Genomic DNA, 17,400 nt, shown 5'->3' on the forward strand with positions numbered 1-17,400 from the left:
TGCCTCGCCCGCCTGGCCCACGCCGGACAGGCTCGGACTGGCCAAGGCCATGTCTTCACCGTACGCCCGCCCCGCCCGGACGGTCAGCTCGGCCAGCGAGCCGCTGATCTGGGCAAAGCCCTGAGTTGATCAAGGCGTGCGCGGGATACTCACCCGGGGTCCGCGCGTCGACGAGCACCTGGCGCGGGCCCCACCGGTTCCGACCTTTGAACGCCAGGCGACCATCACAACGCAGGCCGTCGCCCCGGCCAGGGCGTACGCGGTGTTCGCCGGCGGGGCTGGCGGGCGTGTCACAGGTGGTAGGACAGGCGGGACGGGGTGCTGGTGATGAGGCGGGCGCCGTTGGCCTCGATCACCTTGCGGCTGGCGGTGTTCGCCGGGGAGACGGTGATCAGGGCGGGGTCGATACCCAGGGCCCGGACGAACGGCACCGCGGCGGCGAGCATGGTGGTGGCGTGGCCTTGTCCGCGTGCGCTCGCACGGACGTCGTAGCCGATGTGGCCGGTGTCGGCCAGGGCGCCTTCGAGGCGGTGCCAGACGGACAGCCGGCCGAGGTAGGAAGGGCCGTCGGTCCACCAGAGCATGGTCATCGGCGGCAGCCCGGGCCGGTACAGGGCGTGCGGGGCGGTCCGAGACTGCCGGACGTAGGCGGCGAACGCGCGGGGGTCGGTGACGTCGAGGGCGTCGAACTCGGGGAAGCACCCCTCGGCGCGGTACTCGGCGAGGGCGCCGAGAAAGGAGGCGTGGACCCGCGTCGTCGGGAGGCTCAGCTGCGGCACGGACCGGACGCTACCGCCGCCGGCCCCGCGGCCGCACCCGGATTGTCGGAAATCAATTGGTGCGAACGAATTTACGACCTATACGATGCGCTGACGAACAAAGTTTCTCGTGAGGAAGATCGACCAGTGGTCCAGCGCATTCAGATTGTTGTCGAGGACGACCTCACCGGCGGCCGCGCCGACGAGACGGTCTCCTTCGCGCTGGACGGCCAGCGGTACGAGATCGACCTCGCCGAGGCGAACGCCGAGAGCCTGCGCCAGGCGCTCGCCCCGTTCATGGCCCGGGCCCGCCGGGTCCGCGGCCAGCTTCCGAAGTCCGGCCCGCACCGGCCGGCCCGGGCACCGATCTCCACCGCGGACGCGCAGCAGATCCGGGCCTGGGCGCGGGCGACCGGCCGTACGGTCAACACGCGCGGACGACTTCCCCAGTGGCTCATCCAGGCATACAACGACCGCGCCGCGTAGAACGGGCTGGACTCGGCTCAGTCGGCAACGGTGGAGCCGTCGCGGATCCACCGCAACGAATCCGGCTCGATGATCTCCTCGCCCTCATCGTCGGGTACGTCGAACCGGGCGTAGAAGTCGTCCAGTGCGCCGGCAGTCACGGTCAGCGCGTTGGCGTCCTCACGCCGGTTGCGCTCCTGAAGGCGTCGCAGCAGCTCGTCCTTGGGGACCGGGAAGTACAGCAGCCTCCACCGGCCGCCCGCCTCGGCGACCAGTTGCTTCCACTCGTCCCGGTCGTGCCGCAGCCACAGCCCGTGGTCGAGCACCACGTCCCGGCCGGAGCCGACCAGCTCGGCCAGCTGCTCGCGGACCTCGGCGACCACCGGCGCCTCGAGCTCGAAGTACCGGTCCTCGGGGTAGTCGAGGCCGTAGCGGCCGTGCCGGGCATGCACCAGCTCGTCCACCGACAACCGCACCGCACCGGCAGGCTCGAGCACCCGGGTGGCGTACGTGGTCTTGCCTGAGCCGGTCAGCCCGACCAGCAGGAACACCGTCGGCACCTCGGTGTCGATGTCGCCGGCCGGGCTCAGCACTGCCACTCGTAGCCCTCGTCCTCGGCGTCCCACCGCGCCGCGTCCGTACGGCCGTCCAGCAGGTCGTTGACCTCGTCTGCGGTGAGCTCGCCGAACTCATCGCCGTCCACGTCCACCATCATCCTCCGACCGTCGCCCCTCCTCGAACCATGTCCTCGCCCCGCGTGCCGGCCGGAAGTACGGTCGGTACGCGGCCCTGATCCTGCTCCGCGCGCAGCCGGTGCCCGTGCGCGGAGAGGACCGCCCTGTACAGCCTGGTGCACGGCTGTCTGGACGCTGGCGAACGGCTCCCCGAGCATGCTCACCGCGGGGTGCTGGCGCCACACCGCCCGCAGCACCGGGCGGGGTCAGCCGCGCACCGCCTCGTCGCGGAAGGCAGCAAGCTGGGCCGTGTAGTAATCGCACTGCTCATCGGTGAACCGGCGGACGGCGTATCCACCGCATTTGGAGCACCAGCGGTTCTGCTGCTCGTTCCAGACCATGTACTCCGCGGAGAACATGGAGAAGTTGGCGGATCCTCGCGGCTGGGGCAGGTGAGGAAGGAACTCCTCCAGCGTAAGAAGCTGGTGCCACTCCGTCTCCAACAACCGCGCATGCTGGCAGCCCAGGCCGTGCGACTTCCGGCTCCCCCACGAGCTGAACGCCCGCGGGTCATACTCCTCACCCACCGGGTCAGAGGCGTAGACCTGTGCCGAAGCCAGCGGCCCGAGCGGGGCACCCATCTGGAAAGGCTCCAGGGTGAAGTACCGGAAGTCGTTGTAGCCGTGGGCCCGTTCCTGAACGAAGATCCACGAGATTGAGTAGTGATCGCGGAGCCGGTGCGGCAAGGTCCGCAGATCATCATCAGGCATCAGCGCAGCCCAGGCCGCCCGGTCCTCCTCCGGCTGACCGGGCGGGGTATACGGGCCGTTCGGAATGCGCGGGTAGGCGCCGCTCAGGCACCACGGACTCCCGTGGCAGTCGTGCACCGGCCCTCGGCTGGAACTCTCCATGCCCAGAAGGCTATCCGGCCGCCGCGGCAGCTGAGCCGCACGCAGTTCAACATCGACGACGAGGTGCGGCTTCGCCACTGGTCCTCCGCTGGCTGTGCCGCAGTCTTGTCCTCTGGGCGGGGAGATGTCAGACCCCATGGGTAGCTTTGCGTGCCCGAGCCATACCTTGGAGTGATGAACGATGGCGTCTTCGGCCCGCATCAGCGCCGAGCTGTTGCAGCAGTACCCCGGGCTCAGGCACCTCACCAGCGCTGAGCGAGCCGAGTACCTCCGGGAGCGAGCGGCCGAGTGGTGGAGCCGGTACCTGGCAGAGGCGGTGGATCGGAAGTGGGCAGCTGCCGGGGAAGCACGCGCCCGGGCCGCCCGCGTGCCCGACCGCCCCTTGTACGGCCGCGACCTTCGAATCGCAGATGAGCAGCGCCTCCGCCGACGGCTGAAGCGCCGTTACGGCTGGAACAACTTTCCCGAGGAGCCACCGTGTCGCTGGTACGAGCGGTCCGAGGAGTTCACCAGCGACCTGCGTGAGCTCGCCCGAGTCCTCGTGACCCGGTGGCGACTCGACGGGCGCGAGATGGGCGGGCCCGAGCGTGACCACCTGATCGCCGAAGCGTTCGACCTCCTGGACTGGCCCCACCTGCGCGATGCCTTCGAGGTGGCGGCACGGTTCCTGAACGACAGCGCCTGGCAGTGGGAGAGGATCTTCACCGAGGCGATGGCACGCCACGACGATGCCCTCGACGAGGAGACGTGCCCCCGTTGCATGGGCCACCGAGACGGTCAGGCCCCGCACCGGGTCTACATCGCCCACTACCGGCTCCTGAAGCTGTACAAGGTGGGCGTGACCACGCTCAGCAGCGACCGCAGGTTGAAGACCCACCGCTCGGCTGGAGCGTCGATCGTGGACACCTTCATCACGAGCAGCTACCAGGAGGCCCTGGTCCTCGAAGCCGCCGTGCTCAAGGCGGTCGAGCCGTGGCGGACCAGGAACCGGCTGGTGCCCGGCGGCGGCGAGGCCTGGACCGATGACGCGGTCCTGATCCGCTTGGCCGCCTTCGTCGAACGCGGCATGAAGTGACCGCCGCAGCCCACCTGCTGCACTGCGGCCCTCGCTCGCCGACGCCTTGCACTGCGGGAAGCCCCTACGAGCAAGCGCCCGGGCCGACGCATGTCTTCACGGGATGTCCGGTTGCAGGAACAGGCAGGTCGGACCGAGTCGCCCCTGATCGCGGCGCGCTTCCCTCGTACGCTCGCAAGGTGCCCCCTCGACAGCTCTTCAGCACAGGAACGCTGGGTGGCCGGCTCTGGCACCGCCTGCGGCGTGCTCTGGGACGACAACCCGAACCAGTTGCACCCCAGGCGGCTCTGGAATCTCGCGCCCGCACGCCGGAGCCCGTGACGGAACCGCCGCGGCCTCGGCGCATCGTCCTGGTGCCTGATGAGGAGTACGCCGAGCTCAAACGCCGAGTGGCCGCGAAAGAGCTTCGGTGGGAGCAGGTAGCCGCGAAGCGTACGGCGCTGTACCGGTTGTACGACGTCTCGGGCGCCCTGCTGTATGTCGGCATCACCACGAACCCGAAGTCCCGCTTCAAGGGCCACCGCTACGGCAACGGCCGGAACAAGCCGAAGGAGTGGTGGTCCGAGGTCGCGGACACGGTGATCGAGTGGTTCGACAGCCGACCCGAGGCTGAGGCGGCGGAGGCGTTCGCGATCGTCACCGAGCACCCGCGCCACAACAAGGCCATGGCCGACGCCTGGTTCACCGCCGATTTCCTGCACCGCTGGGTGCAGGAGCGCCTGGCCGGCAGGCCTCGGCCGGCGCCGGGCGCCGGACCCGAGCTGTGGGAGGGGTGCGGTCCGCTCACCTCCGAGATCGACGGCCACCGCGTGCCGTGGCAGCGCTGGTGGAGCCCTCACCGGCCCTGTGGTCGGCTGTTGGAGAAGCGGAAGGCGGACGCGGTCCGTCTCGGGCTGAGGTTCCACGACGGCTCCCACCCCCTCCTTCCGGCCCCTGAACTGCTTGTGCTGACGCGCTATCACCGCATCGAGTGCCAGGCGTGCCGCCGGCCGTTCCCCTGTGACGTGGTCCGTTCGGTGGCGGCCCGTTACACCGACCACCCGCAGTACGCGCTGCTGTGGGAGCACCCGCAGCAGCCCGAGGACGGCGGAGCCGACTCGCTGGGCTGAAGCCGCAGACCGGGCGCGGGCACCATCAGCACCCGGCCGTGTGCCACCGGCGTACGCCGCCGCTTTTCGCCATATTCATGACCAGGACCCCCGCAGCGCGGGGCCGCATGTCCTCGCAGGCCAGGACACCGGGCACGCGCGCGGGGGCTTCCGCTGCCGGCGCCCGCGGAGGAGTGCTCGCACTGCGAAATCAGTCGGTTACGAGCGGTCAGGGCTGGTGTCGCGGGTGGCGGCCATCGGCCCACCCGCAGCGGCCGGCTTGTCCGGAACACGCTCCCGCCCGCCACCGACCGTTGATGATCCGTCAATTCCTGTCGTGGGCCGCTGGTACATCAATTGCCAGACGGGCCGCGCGGTGCGGTCCGCCGATGGGAGGGGACAGTCCGATGCCGGTACCTGAGGGATACCACGTCGTTCGCCGCCACATCCGCCGCAACCCGCGGCCGAGCGCGAAGAGGATGAGCGGCTGGGCGATCGCCGGGATCTGCGCGCTGGTGTGGTTGTGGGGGCACTTCATCGGCTTCAGCGACACGAGCTCGACGACGCCGAGCACCCCGGCGCCCGCGGCCACTGCCCATGCAGCGCGCTGATGGCCCGTAAGCGGCGCCGGTGGCGTCGGCCGCGCGGCACCACCGAGCTCGCCGCGGCCGGGCTCGTTGCCCTCGCGGCGGCCGTCCTGCTCTTCCAGGCAGCCGAGGCCGGCGTCCGGGCCGCCGTGCGGCACTGGCCCGTCCTCGCCGGCCTCGCGGGCGTAGCCGCCGCCGGCGCGACGGCGTGGTGGGTGCGGCGCCGGGCCGCGGACCGGGTCCGCGCGGAGCGGCTGGCCACCCTGCGGCTCAGCCTGGCCGGCATCGACGCCCTCGGCGACCAGGAGTTCGAGTTCGCGCTGCGGGATCTGCTGGTGCGGGACGGCTGGAGCGCACGGAAGGTCGGCCAGCAGGGCGACCAGGCCGCCGACGTGATCGGCCAGCACCCCACGCTCGGGCGGATCGTGCTCCAGGCCAAGCACACCAAGGTCGGCGCGAAGGTCGGCTCCCAGGTGATGTACCAGGTCAAGGGCACCGCCGGCCCCGCGCACGGCGCCGACACCGCGGTCGTGGTCACCAACGGCTCGTTCACCCGCGACGCCAAGGCATGGGGCGACAAGCACGCCGTGCACTGGGTCGACCGCGACCGGCTGCGCCTGTGGGCCGAGCACGGCGTGGCTCTGCACGACCTGCTGCGGCTGCCGGCCCGCGCGTCCAGGCGAGGGCTCGGCCGTCCGGCGGCGTGATCCTTCCACCACACCGATTCGACAAGGAGGGCGGCCGTGCGCGACGACAGCACGTTCGATCCGCTGCTGAAGTTCCTCGCCGGGGTGGTTCTGGCCGTGGCCGCCGCGAAGGTGCTCTGGCAGTGGCTGAGTACTACGGTCTGGCGCTGGCTCAGCGTGGACGTGTGGGGCTGGATCACGGGCCACCCCTGGTGGTCGGCCCTCATCGCCGCCCCGCTCCTGCTGGCTGCCGTCTTCCTGGCCCGCTTGTTCCTCTTCGCTCCGCGCGGGTACGGCCACTACTCGGACGAGGAGGAGTGGGAGGAGCCGGGCGCCCCGACCTACCGGATGCGGCACCTGGACGAGATGCACCCGACCGACTTCGAGAAGGCGTGCGCCGCCATGCTCATCCGGGACGGCTTCGCCCAGGTCGAGCACTCGGGGCGTACTGGTGACCTCGGCGCGGACGTCGTCGCCTGGGACCACCTCGGCCGCAAGGTGGTCGTCCAGGTCAAGCACTACGCCCGGCCGGTCGGCTCGCGGGACGTCCAGACGTTCAACGGCACCGCCCGGCCCGAACACGGCGCGGACGTGCCAGTCATGGTCGGGCTCAACGGCTTCACCGCGGACGCCAGGGCGTTCGCCGCCCGCCACGACCTGATCCTGGTCGGCCGCAAGGTCCTCAAGCAGTGGGCCCATGGCACCCGCCTGTACGACGCGATCGACGAGGAGGAGGACCTCGCCGCCGCATGAACCCGAAGGCCGGCCGACCGGCCGGACCCAGCTGTCAGTGCGCCCCGCCACAATCTCCTGTGTACTCACAGCTGCCCGACATGCCCGGCGGGCTCCGGCCCCTGCGCGACTCGGATGCCGGCGGCGAGTGACCTGGCAACGGCGTTCACTCACATGGGTGACAGCTCCCCGGATCCGTCCCCCCGTGACGCGCAACGCGCTTATAGTCCAGCCAAGTTGGCGCATAGCGCTGGGGGACTAGAAGCAGGCGCGCGCCGGTCGACGTCAGGCTGACTGGTGGGGGCACCGGTGCAGTTCACCGCCGTGCACGGCAAGTGGGGCAGGGTGGATGTCACCCTGCCCGACCTCGGGGTCGGAAGATCCTGGGAGGCGATCCACCGGGTGCGGGGCATCGAGCTGACGTGCCCCGAGTGCGGCGGGCAGGTCTTCGCGCGGGTCTCCCAGCTCGGCAACCAGCACCTCTACCACCGGATCAAGCCGCCGACGTGCTCGCTGGCGAACGAGTCGCTGGAGCACCACCTGCTGAAGCTGGAGCTGGTGACCCTCGCCCGCGCCGCCGGCTTCCGCGCCGAACTCGAAGTCGGCGACCCGGCCGGGCTGTGGCGGGCGGACGTGATGGTCTTCGAGCAGGACGGCGGGTGGCTGATGGCATTGGAGGTCCAGCTGTCCCCGATCACGGTCGAGGACATCAAGCACCGCACCAGCCGGTACGCCCGCGACGGGGTGCGGGTGTGCTGGTTCGGCCTGCAGCCCCGGCCGTGGGCCGGCAGCGTGCCGACGCTCCTGGTCGACCTGCCCGAGGGCCGGGACGCAGCGTGGAAGGTGACCGCGGGCCTGGCCCGCTTCAACTGGAACCCCACGCACCCGGACGCCCTGGCGCGGTGGGTGCCGGCCGACGTGACGCTTGCCGACGTCGTGGCGTGGGTGCTGCGGGGCAAGGTCGTTCCGCACCGCGCGACGCGCCACAGCAACCAGGTCAGCGGGCCGGTGTACGGCGAGTGGCCGTCGGGCTGGACGGGCAGCTGGAACCACTCCTGGCAGGCGTGGTGGACCGCCCCGGCCTACACGGCCCTCGCCCACCAGCACGCCCAGCACGTGGAGGAGGAGGAACGGCGCGAGCGGGAGGCCGCGCAGCGGCGGGCGGAGCGCGAGCGGCTGGAGGCGATACGGGAAGCCGAGCGGGAGAGGGAGCGGGCGAAGAAGCGGGCGGCGAAGGACCGGGCCTACAAGGCGTTCTGGGCCCGCACCGGGATGAACCAGGCGTACTGGCGGATCTTCGCCAACCTGCTGATGGGCTACACAGACCGGGAGCTGGTGTTCGGGATGCCCGACCCCAGCTACGGCAACGGCCGGCCGGCCTTCCGCTGCACGGACGCGGGCCCGGTGTGGACGGAGCCGATCGCCGTCGCCTGCCCGGACCCGGGGAAGCTCGGGGCCTGGGCGGAGGAGTTGCCCATCCTGGTGTACTCGGACCAGTATCTGGACGTCCTCGCCTCCCGAGCGTGGGCACCCATGACGGTGTTCGTGGTCGACCTCGTCTACCACCGCGTGACCGAGGAGCACCCGAGGCCCGACTGAGAGCACACAGGGCCGGCCACGCGCCGTCGTACTCCCCTCCCGCACCAGCTCGGCCCGCCCGGCCGCCGGGTGCGACCGATGCCGGTCAGTGTCGGGCCTCCCTGGCCGCGAGCGGGCAGCGGTGTGCCGTCACCCGTTCCGTGAGGACGGCCCCGCCGTCGAAGCCTGGTCGGGTGCCCCAGCCAGGCCCAGTTCCTCCATGATCTGGTCCACGCTTGCTTCCAAGGTGCTGTCCGCTGCGATGATCTGCTCGAGGCCGCCCGGCAGGAGATCTCTCGCAGGTCGACGTCGTACTCGAAGAGGGGAGACAGCAGGTACGGCACACCGTCGGGGATCGCCGCCTCGTCCAGCCACACCTCGAAGTCATCCGACATGCCACGCAGGAACCACGGCAGCTCATCCAGCTGCGGTAGATCCCGGCACGTGTAGTGCACCGACCACGCGTCGCCTCTGCGCACCATCGAACCGTAGGCGGTCAGTGACCACCCACAGCCTCGAAGTCCAGACCTGAACGAGTTGGGCCCCCACCCGCGCCGGGGTGATCAGACAGCTCCACATCGGATACCTTTGGGCGCCCGTACACAAGCCTCAACCTCGCGGTCGTGGAAGCGGTCGCTCTGGTGGACCTTCACGAACCACTCGCCGCCCTCGGCCCCCTGCGCCCGCCAGACGCGGCTGCCCTCTCGCGCCCAGGAGGCGTCGGTCCAGCCGGTGATGCGCCCCACCAGCGTGCTCGTGCGGGCCGTCGAGGTGCCCGGACGGCCGGCAGATGCCACAGGCCTGCGGCGTAGACGTCGCCGGCGCGGCGGGACAGCAACGCCTCTGGGCCGGTCGGCCCGTCCCGGCGCAGGAGGAGATGGACGTCGACGGGTTCCTGGTGGCGCGGTGGTGCGGTCGCGGACGGGTCCGTGGACACGGGGGCGGGCTCCTTGAGGAGGTTGGTCAAGTCGATCGGGCGGGTGGAGGGCGTTCGCGGTCCGGCCAAGGGGGTGACCACCGTGGGGCAGAACAGGTGCCAGTGGTCCGCCGACAGCCGTGACGGGCGCGGCCGGTACTCGTCGGCGGGCCGGGCGGTCAGCGCACGACGTAGGCGGGGGCACCGGTGCGGAGCGCGTTGAGGACGGCGAGCGTCAGATCGTGGGCGTGCGGGTCGTCCAGCTGCGTCAGCCCAGCCTCAGAGACGGTGACGACCTCGCTGTGCTCATCCGGGTTGAGGCGGATCGCGGCGAGCTGGGCCGGGGCGAGGACCCCGCCGGAGAACACCAGCCCGACCTTGGCCGGCCAGCCGGCACGGGGCTGCTCGACCACCGTGGCCACCAGTGGCAGCAGCTCCGGGGCGGGGGTCAGGCGGATGCCGGTCTCCTCCCAGGTCTCGCGTACCGCCGCGTGGAGCGGGGTGGGATCGGTGAACTCGACGTCCCCGCCCGCATATTGAAGGCCCTTGAGCGGGTTGGTGGAGCGCAGGAGCACGGCCTCGCCGAGGGCGGTGGTGAAGAAGACCGCACCCCACATCGGGGCCGCCGGGATGCCGGCCAGGTAGGCGGGCAGCGGCAGGTAGCCGGGGTAGGGCTTGGGCTGGGCGGCGTGGCGGGCGATCAGGTCACGCTCGTGGTCGGCGAGCCGGTCGGGCAGATCGGCGGGCAGCACCCACTGGTGCGCGTCGTGCTCGGGGCTGAGGACGACGTCCGGGTCGTGGTCGACGACGGCGGCGAAGGCGAACTCGCGCACCAGCAGCCTGCGGGCGTTCTCGTAGTCGCTGTGGCCGAGGTAGGCGGTGAACCGGGCCGCGGTGATGCCGGTCTCCTCCCGCAGCTCGCGCCGCCCGGCGCCCAGCACGTCCTCGCCGGCCTCGACGCCACCGCCCGGTAGCTCCCAGAGCCCGCCCAGCAGGGTGGTGGCCGCACGGCGTACGAGCAGCAGCTCCCCTCGGAGGTTGACGAGCAGCACCGAGACGGCCGGGCGCTGGATCCCGGCGTCCGCGGCCTCGGCGAGAAGGTCGAAGGGCGGGTGCTGGTCGGTCTCGGTCACGGGGCGCTCCAGGTCATCGGGGCCGGGCCCGCCACGTTGGCGTAGCCGAGCGAGCGGTACAGGGCCTCGGCGTCCGGGGAGGCGGTGAGGTTGATCTGGCCGCAGCCGCTGCTGACCAGCCAGTCGTGCACGGCAGCGACGACGAGCCGGGCGTGGCCCAGGCGGCGGTGGCCGGGGTCGGTCGCGACGGAGGCGATGTGCCCGACGTGCGGGCCCTGCCCGGGCCGGGGCATGCGGTCGGCGAACTGGCCGACCGCGCAGGACAGCAGCCGGCCGGCGCCGTCGTCGACGACGAACGCGGCGAACCGCGGGTCGCCGGCGAGGCGGTCAGCGAACCACCGTTCGCACTCGCTGCTCCAGGGCTGCGGCGGGATGCTGCCGGCGGAGGCGAGCATGACCAGGCGCAGCCGGGTGAGTTCGGCGGCGTCCGAGGGCAAGGCTCGGCGCAGGCTGGGCGTGGTGTGCTCCACGGGGCGGTTCCTCTCCTTGGGCGGCGGTGGGCTTGGCGGGGCTGCGGTCATCGGCCCGGCCCGGCGGCGGTGTGCACGGTGTGCGCGGACCCGGCGTCGGCGAGGTCGGTGTCCAGTCCGGTCGGGATCCGGGCGGTACGGGTGTCGGCGTCCATCAGGCAGCGTCCTGCCTGTCGGCGCCGGTGCGGTAGGCGGCGGCCTGGGTCTCGAACATGGCCGCGTAGATGCCGCCCAGGGCCATGAGTTCGGTGTGGGTGCCGGACTCCGCGATGCGGCCCTCGTCGAAGACGAGGACGAGGTCGCAGGCGACGGCGGGGCCAAGGCGGTGGGAGACGAGGACGGTGATGGTGTCCGGTCCGGCGTAGTCGTCCATGACGGCCTGGAAGAGCTGGTGCTCGGCGAGGGGGTCCATGCTGGCGGTCGGCTCGTCCATGATCAGCACAGGGGCGTTCTGGTAGAGGCCGCGGGCGCACGCGATCTTGCTCCAGTTGCCGTCGGACAGCTCCGCGCCGCCCTCGAACTGCGGGCTCAGGATGGTCATCCAGCCGTGGTCGAGTCCTTCGATCACCCGGTCGGCGCCGGAGGCGTGCACCGCGCGCAGTGCGCGTTCGGGCTCGGCGGATTTGATGGTGCCCGCTCCGATGGTGACGTTGGCCAGGGCGGTGAGCGGCCAGTGGCCGGGGTCCTGGAGTACGAGGGCGACCCGGCCCTGGATGCTCTCGCTGTCGTAGTCGTCCACGCGCGTGCCGTCCCAGTGGACGGTGCCGGAGGAGGGCTCGTACAGCCCGGCCAGGATCCGGGACATCGTCGACTTGCCCGACCCGTTGCGGCCCACGAAGGCGACTTTCTGCCCGGCCCGCAGGGTGAAGCTCACGCCGTGCAGGGCCTGCTTGCCCTGCGGGTAGGAGAACGCGACGTCGGTGACGGTGATCTCCTTGATTGCGGCCGGCGCCTGGCGACCGGTGGTGCGCGGCAGCCGGTGGCGGCATGCCTCCTGGAAGTCCGCCAGGTCCCGTACCCACAGGCTGTTCTCGAATACCTGGTGGGCGGCGATCACGACCCGCATCAGGGCGCTCTGGCTGGCCTGGATGGCGAAGTAGGCGCCGCCACCGGCGGCGAGCGGCAGCCAGCCGGCGCTCAGCATCCACGCCAGCACCGCGTAGGTGGCGAACAGGCCGACCCCGCCGAGCGCCCGCCCGACCAGCGCGGTGCGGGCCTGCTCGGTGCCCAGGGCGACCTCTTCCTCGCTGATCCGGGTCGCGAGCGACTCGTGCTCGGCCAGCAGCGCGCCCTGGGCGGTGGAGGTCCGCAGCTCGGCCGCGGTGTCGCGTTCGTACAGCACCCACGAGAAGTGCAGGATGCGGCGGCGCAGGCTGCTCTGCCGGACCGCCGAGAGGTAGCCCTTGCGCACCGAGGTGACCGACGCGGCCCCCTTGGGCAGCACCGCGGCGAGCAGCAGGACGAGCAGGATCGGGTGCAGGACCCCGAGCACCCCGGCGGCGCCGGCCAGGGCGAGCAGCGCCGAGACGAGCTCGATCGTCTTGCCGACCGACTCCTTGGCGAAGTACAGGCCTCGGTCGTAGGCGCGCCGCACGTCGTCGGCCCACCCCGGGTCGTCGACCACGTCCAGGCCCACGTGGCTGGTCAGGGCCAGCAGTTGTGCCTCGAGTTCCTGGCGTACCCGGGGTCCGAGGCGGGCCTGCCAGTGCGCGATGCCGGTGTCCATCAGCCCGCGTGCCAGCAGCAGGACGGCCACCACCGCCAGCGCCGGCAGCGCTGCGCGGATCCGCGTCCCGCCCGCCCCGTCGGCGAAGACCCGTTGCAGGACGTTGACGGACGCGAGGAGGCCGGCCGAGGCGAGTGCGGCGGAGACCAGTTGGAGCGCGGCGACGAGCACGGCGGCGCGCGGGTCGGCTCGCCAGGCCGTGACCCACACCTGGCGCACGATCGCCGGCAGGCTTCGAAGGATGGTCAGCACTCCCGTGCGGGACGCTTGCCCTTCGAAGGTTTCCCAGTACCCCTGGCTGACGTGCCCCGTGAGGTCTCCGCTCTCGGGCGCGGACGCGGCCGAGGCCGGCGGCGCGGTCAGCGCGGTGCGCGGGGCGGGGACGGTGGTGCGGTCGGTCATCTGCACTCCGATGCGGTAGAGGAGTTGGCCGGTCGTGGTCCACGAGGGTTCAGGACGTCGGCAGTTCCCAGCTCAGCCCTGGCCCGCCGACCGCCCGTTGGACGCCGTCGGTGAACTCCAGCCGGTACTCGGCCGGGCTGCCGGCCGCCGTCCACCGTGCGTGGATCTCCTCGGCTTCCAGCCACAGGTTTCGCGGCCCCCACTCGGTGGCGTGCGAGCCGTCCCGCGCGACCGCCGCCCGTGACCCGTCCGCGGCAACCAGCACGACCTCGTCGTCAAAGCCGGGAGCCCAGTGCCGCCGTACTCCAGGCAGGGCGTGCGCGAGCGCGACCCAGAATCCACGCTCGGCCGGCGCGGGCGGCACCAGCACGGCGGAACGGCTCCGGCCGCTCCCGGCTGGTGCGGCCGGCAGCGGGATCCACCCGCCGGCGCGGTCCGGTACATGTCCCCACAGCTCCGCAGCGAGCCGCCCGGACAGGATTCCCCTCTCGTCGCGGTGGACGAGGGCGGTGGCGTGCCAGCCGGGCGCACCGGTGGTGACGGTGGTGCGCAGCCGGCCGCCCGGGGCGAGGTGGTGCAGCCAGGCGGCGGGGATGTGCCGGACGGCGAACGAGGCGGTGATCGCGTCCCATGGGCCTTCGGGCAGTCCGCGCAGCCCGTCACGGACCACGATCCGCACGTCGGCGCCGATCGCGGCCAGCCGCTGCGTGGTGTCGCGGGCCAGCTCCCGGTCGATCTCCACCCCGGTCGCCTGCCGTCCCGTCAGCTCGGCGGCGACCGCACTCAGGTAGCCGGTGCATGAGCCGATTTCCAGAAGCCGGTCGCCCGGCGCGAGACGGACGTCCTGGAGGCTGACGGCCAGAAGCCCGGCGCCCGAACTCTGCCCGCTCGGGATACCGGTGTACTCGCTTCCGACCGCGTACAGGCACTGCGGGCGGCAGTCGAGTTGCACCACGACCTGGTCCATCCCGTAGCAGACGGCAAGGTGTTGCTCGGGGTCGTCCTGGAGGTCGACGAGTCGCCAGCGCCGGACGGGGCGCTCGCTGCCGAGCGGCGCGAACAGGCGTGGCATCAGCAGGTGTCGCGGCACGGCGGCCATCGCCGCGACGATCCCGTCATGGTGGACGCCGGGCTCCAGGGCGAGCGCGTCGGTGAAGGCGGATCGGGCAGCGGAGAGCGAAGCGAGGGTTGGTAAGGCGGTGCTCTTCTCGGTCACCGGCCGCGCGCCTGCGACATCTCGCCGTGCTGTGCTGGCAGGGCCTCCGTGATTGCCCGGTGGGCGAGGTGGGCGCCGAGCTGTTCCGGGTCGTCCGCGGCGTTGGCGGGGGCGTCGTCCAGCCAGGCCATGAGCTGCAGTGCGAGGAGCCGGCTGTCCTCGGAGACGGTCGGGTCGGTGGTGAGGCGGCTGTGGGCGAACCAGGTGAGCTGGTGGTCGGCACGCTGCTCGGCGGCTGCGGACGCGGTGTCCACGAGGGCCAGGTAGATGTGGTCGACGTGGGTGTGCGGGGTGCTGGTGTGGCTATCGGGGCTCGCGCCTCCCTCGCAGATCCACCACGGAGCGGGAACGGGACGGTGGGGAAAGCTGGCCGGGGTGGGCGCCGCGGGCCCGGGGATCAGGCGGGCCCTGAGGCCGGTCTCTTCCAAGACCTCGCGGACTGCGGCGTCGTGGACTCCTTCTCCGGGCTCGCCGTGACCGCCGGCCGGCATGTGGCTGCCCAGTCGGTCGTGCCAGATCAGACCCACGCTCCAGTGACCGTCGTCGCGGCGCAGGAGGAACGTGCTCGCGGTCACCTCCCGTACTGAGCGCGCCGGCGTCGCCATCTGCTGGTCGGTCACTGCCTCACCTGTTCTCTCGGATGTTGAGCGCCTGGTGGGGCGCTCCGGCTTCTCGTCGACGCGGGGCCCAAACCGCGGGCAGCCGGATTCACCGTGCGGGACCCCGCTGCCGGGTGTCCTCGCGGTCAGCCGGTCGTCACCGCGGCCAGAAGTTTGCGTGTGAACCGGTGCATGTGCGGGTCGAGCTGATGGATGGGCTCCTCGAGGACCTGCCGCCAGGGCAGCCACTCAACGGCGGTGTACTCGCCGGGGTCGAACCAGCCCACCTCCTGTCGGCGAGCGCGCAGTACGAACCAGCACGACACGTCGGTGTGGCTGCGCGGACCCACGGTCGGCGTGCGGGTGACGAAGAACGGGCTCTGGCCGAGGAAGGGGACAGCCGGGAGTCGCAGCTCTTCCACCGCCTCACGTTCGACCGTCTGCCAGAGCGCTTCTCCAGACTCCACATGCCCGCCGGCCGGAAGACGCAGGCCGCTCTTGATGTGGTGGCCCAGCAAGAGCTCTTCGCGGTCAGGGTCGGCGACGACGAAGTAGGCGACCAGGTGGGGGTCGGGCACATCGAACGTGGTCCGCTCCAGCGGTGCCCCGCTGGAGATCCACGCCACGGTCTCCTTCAGGTGCTGGGTCTCCATGGAGTCCCAGGGGCTGATGGCGGCAAGGTCCTGGAGCAGCCGCTGGCGGCGGTCGTAGTCGGGCTGAGCGGGGATCACTGCGGGCTGCTCCTCGGGATCGGCCGTCGAACGGGCGGTGGTGTGGTGCTGCGATCGGTGTGCGCGGGCCCGGCCTGGTCAGGCCGGACGGTCGGTGATGCGCAGGAGCGCCGGGGCGTGTCGTCGGCCGTTGACCTGGAGGGCTAGCTGGTAGCTGCCCGGTACGAGGGCAGCCGTGCCGGTGGACTTCAGAGGATGGGTCTTGGTGAGGCGAAGCGGTGCGCCCGCCTTGGCCGTGGCCCGGGTGAGGTGGGAGACCTTCGCCCGGGCCACGGTGCCGGGATCACTGCGGGTCAGGACGTACATCACGTGCACCGGGGTGTCGTTGGGAGCGCTGAGCTCGGCTTCGAAGGAGAGGCTGTCGCCGAGCTGGTAGTTGGTGCGGTCCAGGCGGATCGGGCCGACGCTGACGGCGGCCTGGGGGTCGTAGCCGAGAATGGCGTAGGCGGGTGGCCAGCCCGCCTTGAGCCGCAGCTTGAGCGCTTCGCGGGTGATGAAAGCGAGCTCGGCGGGTGCGGCTCGCCCTTCGGCGTGCCACCGGGTCAGGGTGGCGAGGACGAAGTCGGGTTGGCTGCGGCTGACGTCGCGCAGGTGGTTGGCGACCGAGGTGGTCACGAAGCGGCTGCTGTCGGCGTATAGCCGGTCGAGCAGCGGGAGGGCCGTGTCGACGGGCAGGCTGGCGCTCACGGACCAGGGCAGGTGCGGGCGGGTGGCCTCGCTGGCCAGACGCCGCACCCGGTGGTCGGCTGCGGCGGCCCACGTTGCTGCTGCGGCGAGTGTCTGCTCGGGGAAGGAGACCAGGGCGGTGCGGACGGCGTCCTCGGCTGAGAAGTACGGGGTGATGGTGGCGAACGCGGCGAGGGCCTGGTCGAGCCTGTCGGGGTGGAGGTGGTGGGCGGCGACGTACGCGGAGTGCGGGGCGTAGGTGTACAGCCCGAAGTCGGCCTCCGCGCCCGCGGCCTCCGGAGTGGCCGGCAGGGAGCGCAGCACGGTGTCGAGGGCGGCCTGCCCGGTAAGGGGCAGGTGCTGGTGCAGGCCCTGCGCGGTGCGGGCGATACGGGCCTTGAGTTCCAGGCTGGGCAGATCGGCGGTGACCTGGGCGGTGAAGGAGGCGGCGTCGAAGGCAGGGCAGGCCGTCTGCATCTCGCGCCCGATCCGGGCGATCCGCTCCGGGCTCAATGCCCTTTCCTTCAGGGGAACTTGGGAACTCACTCGATCACCCTAGTGTCGGGTCGGCTCGGCGGCGGGCGACTCGGTGGGGATTCCCCCGTCGGGAGGACTTAGGCGGCGTGGCGCCTGGCGGAACAGCAGCGGTTACCAACAGCAGCTGGCGGCGGGGCGAACGGGGACAGAGGCGACGTCCCGGTACTCGAATCGACAGCCTGCCCCGCCGCTGTCGGCCGGGCCAGAGGCACAGGGGCTCATATCAGGGGTCGTTCAGTTCCGCCTTCCACCACACAGCGGGCAATCCCAAATCCGTTCATATCTGGGCCAGTTGCCCTGAGATGCGTCGTCGCTTCTGCGAGATGACCCCCGATATGAGCCGGTAGGCACCTGGACCGCCAGTCGGGAGAGATGTGACGGTGAGTGGGCTGACGAGCGCCGCGCTCCACCCCGCCTCCTCCTCATCTCCCCGGGCCCTCCGCTTCGTCG

The 17,400-nt window shown here is 71.6% G+C and carries 17 protein-coding genes; 6 read left to right on the forward strand and 11 right to left on the reverse strand.

The window, feature by feature from the left end; all coding sequences use genetic code 11:
* Positions 1–290: 290 nt before the first annotated feature.
* Positions 291–779, reverse strand: a complete 489-nt coding sequence (locus ACPC54_RS18970) for a GNAT family N-acetyltransferase (protein WP_498966099.1) — start codon at positions 777–779, stop codon at positions 291–293.
* Positions 780–905: 126 nt separating this feature from the next.
* Between ACPC54_RS18970 and ACPC54_RS18975 the strand changes: the two genes are divergently transcribed.
* Positions 906–1,244 (forward strand): histone-like nucleoid-structuring protein Lsr2, encoded by a 339-nt coding sequence (locus ACPC54_RS18975; RefSeq protein ID WP_498966101.1) that lies wholly within the window; start codon positions 906–908, stop codon positions 1,242–1,244.
* A gap of 17 nt (positions 1,245–1,261) precedes the next feature.
* Here the strand turns inward: ACPC54_RS18975 and ACPC54_RS18980 are convergent, their stop codons facing one another.
* Positions 1,262–1,822, reverse strand: coding sequence for a P-loop nucleotide/nucleoside kinase family protein (locus ACPC54_RS18980; RefSeq protein ID WP_498966102.1), 561 nt, complete (start codon positions 1,820–1,822; stop codon positions 1,262–1,264).
* Positions 1,823–2,163: 341 nt separating this feature from the next.
* On the reverse strand, positions 2,164–2,886 hold the full coding sequence (locus ACPC54_RS18985) for a hypothetical protein (protein WP_498966104.1): 723 nt from the start codon (positions 2,884–2,886) through the stop codon (positions 2,164–2,166).
* Positions 2,887–2,989: 103 nt separating this feature from the next.
* Between ACPC54_RS18985 and ACPC54_RS18990 the strand changes: the two genes are divergently transcribed.
* Positions 2,990–3,883 (forward strand): hypothetical protein, encoded by an 894-nt coding sequence (locus ACPC54_RS18990; RefSeq protein ID WP_498966106.1) that lies wholly within the window; start codon positions 2,990–2,992, stop codon positions 3,881–3,883.
* A gap of 353 nt (positions 3,884–4,236) precedes the next feature.
* A complete protein-coding gene (locus ACPC54_RS18995; RefSeq protein WP_498966108.1) occupies positions 4,237–4,992 on the forward strand; it encodes a GIY-YIG nuclease family protein in 756 nt (251 codons plus the stop codon).
* A gap of 304 nt (positions 4,993–5,296) precedes the next feature.
* Here the strand turns inward: ACPC54_RS18995 and ACPC54_RS19000 are convergent, their stop codons facing one another.
* Complete coding sequence (locus tag ACPC54_RS19000; RefSeq protein WP_498966109.1) at positions 5,297–5,545, reverse strand: hypothetical protein; 249 nt, start codon at positions 5,543–5,545, stop codon at positions 5,297–5,299.
* Positions 5,546–5,581: 36 nt separating this feature from the next.
* On the opposite strand from ACPC54_RS19000, the gene ACPC54_RS19005 reads away from it, so the two are divergent.
* From ACPC54_RS19005 to ACPC54_RS19015, 3 genes are all read left to right on the forward strand, one after another.
* Complete coding sequence (locus tag ACPC54_RS19005) at positions 5,582–6,265, forward strand: restriction endonuclease (protein ID WP_498966110.1); 684 nt, start codon at positions 5,582–5,584, stop codon at positions 6,263–6,265.
* Between the two features lie 36 nt (positions 6,266–6,301).
* Complete coding sequence (locus tag ACPC54_RS19010) at positions 6,302–6,997, forward strand: restriction endonuclease (protein ID WP_498966111.1); 696 nt, start codon at positions 6,302–6,304, stop codon at positions 6,995–6,997.
* Positions 6,998–7,285: 288 nt separating this feature from the next.
* Positions 7,286–8,575, forward strand: coding sequence for a competence protein CoiA family protein (locus ACPC54_RS19015; protein WP_498966112.1), 1,290 nt, complete (start codon positions 7,286–7,288; stop codon positions 8,573–8,575).
* Positions 8,576–9,649: 1,074 nt separating this feature from the next.
* Here ACPC54_RS19015 and ACPC54_RS19020 read toward each other — a convergent pair.
* From ACPC54_RS19020 to ACPC54_RS19050, 7 genes are all read right to left on the reverse strand, one after another.
* Positions 9,650–10,603, reverse strand: a complete 954-nt coding sequence (locus ACPC54_RS19020; RefSeq protein WP_498966114.1) for an NUDIX hydrolase — start codon at positions 10,601–10,603, stop codon at positions 9,650–9,652.
* Positions 10,600–11,073, reverse strand: a complete 474-nt coding sequence (locus ACPC54_RS19025; RefSeq protein ID WP_498966115.1) for a GNAT family N-acetyltransferase — start codon at positions 11,071–11,073, stop codon at positions 10,600–10,602. Before ACPC54_RS19025 ends, ACPC54_RS19020 begins: the two co-directional genes overlap by 4 nt.
* 154 nt (positions 11,074–11,227) lie before the next feature.
* The gene (locus tag ACPC54_RS19030) at positions 11,228–13,201 is read right to left on the reverse strand and encodes an ATP-binding cassette domain-containing protein (RefSeq protein WP_498966116.1); all 1,974 of its coding nucleotides are present in this window, start codon (positions 13,199–13,201) and stop codon (positions 11,228–11,230) included.
* A gap of 49 nt (positions 13,202–13,250) precedes the next feature.
* Positions 13,251–14,417, reverse strand: coding sequence for a methyltransferase domain-containing protein (locus ACPC54_RS19035; RefSeq protein WP_498966117.1), 1,167 nt, complete (start codon positions 14,415–14,417; stop codon positions 13,251–13,253).
* The gene (locus ACPC54_RS19040) at positions 14,414–15,037 is read right to left on the reverse strand and encodes an NUDIX domain-containing protein (protein WP_498966118.1); all 624 of its coding nucleotides are present in this window, start codon (positions 15,035–15,037) and stop codon (positions 14,414–14,416) included. Before ACPC54_RS19040 ends, ACPC54_RS19035 begins: the two co-directional genes overlap by 4 nt.
* 125 nt (positions 15,038–15,162) lie before the next feature.
* Positions 15,163–15,747, reverse strand: a complete 585-nt coding sequence (locus ACPC54_RS19045) for an NUDIX domain-containing protein (RefSeq protein ID WP_498966119.1) — start codon at positions 15,745–15,747, stop codon at positions 15,163–15,165.
* Between the two features lie 78 nt (positions 15,748–15,825).
* A complete protein-coding gene (locus ACPC54_RS19050; RefSeq protein ID WP_498966120.1) occupies positions 15,826–16,926 on the reverse strand; it encodes a YhaZ family DNA alkylation repair protein in 1,101 nt (366 codons plus the stop codon).
* Positions 16,927–17,400: the final 474 nt, after the last annotated feature.

It is taken from the genome of Kitasatospora sp. NPDC094028 (genome assembly GCF_049543595.1).
Taxonomy (GTDB): domain Bacteria; phylum Actinomycetota; class Actinomycetes; order Streptomycetales; family Streptomycetaceae; genus Kitasatospora.

What these genes read in the sequence shown, in the direction of transcription:
- ACPC54_RS18990 (WP_498966106.1), top strand. Translation starts at nt 2,990, where the DNA reads ATGGCGTCTTCGGCCCGCATCAGCGCCGAGCTGTTGCAGCAGTACCCC.
- ACPC54_RS19005 (WP_498966110.1), top strand. Translation starts at nt 5,582, where the DNA reads ATGGCCCGTAAGCGGCGCCGGTGGCGTCGGCCGCGCGGCACCACCGAG.
- ACPC54_RS19030 (WP_498966116.1), bottom strand. Translation starts at nt 13,201, where the DNA reads ATGACCGACCGCACCACCGTCCCCGCCCCGCGCACCGCGCTGACCGCG.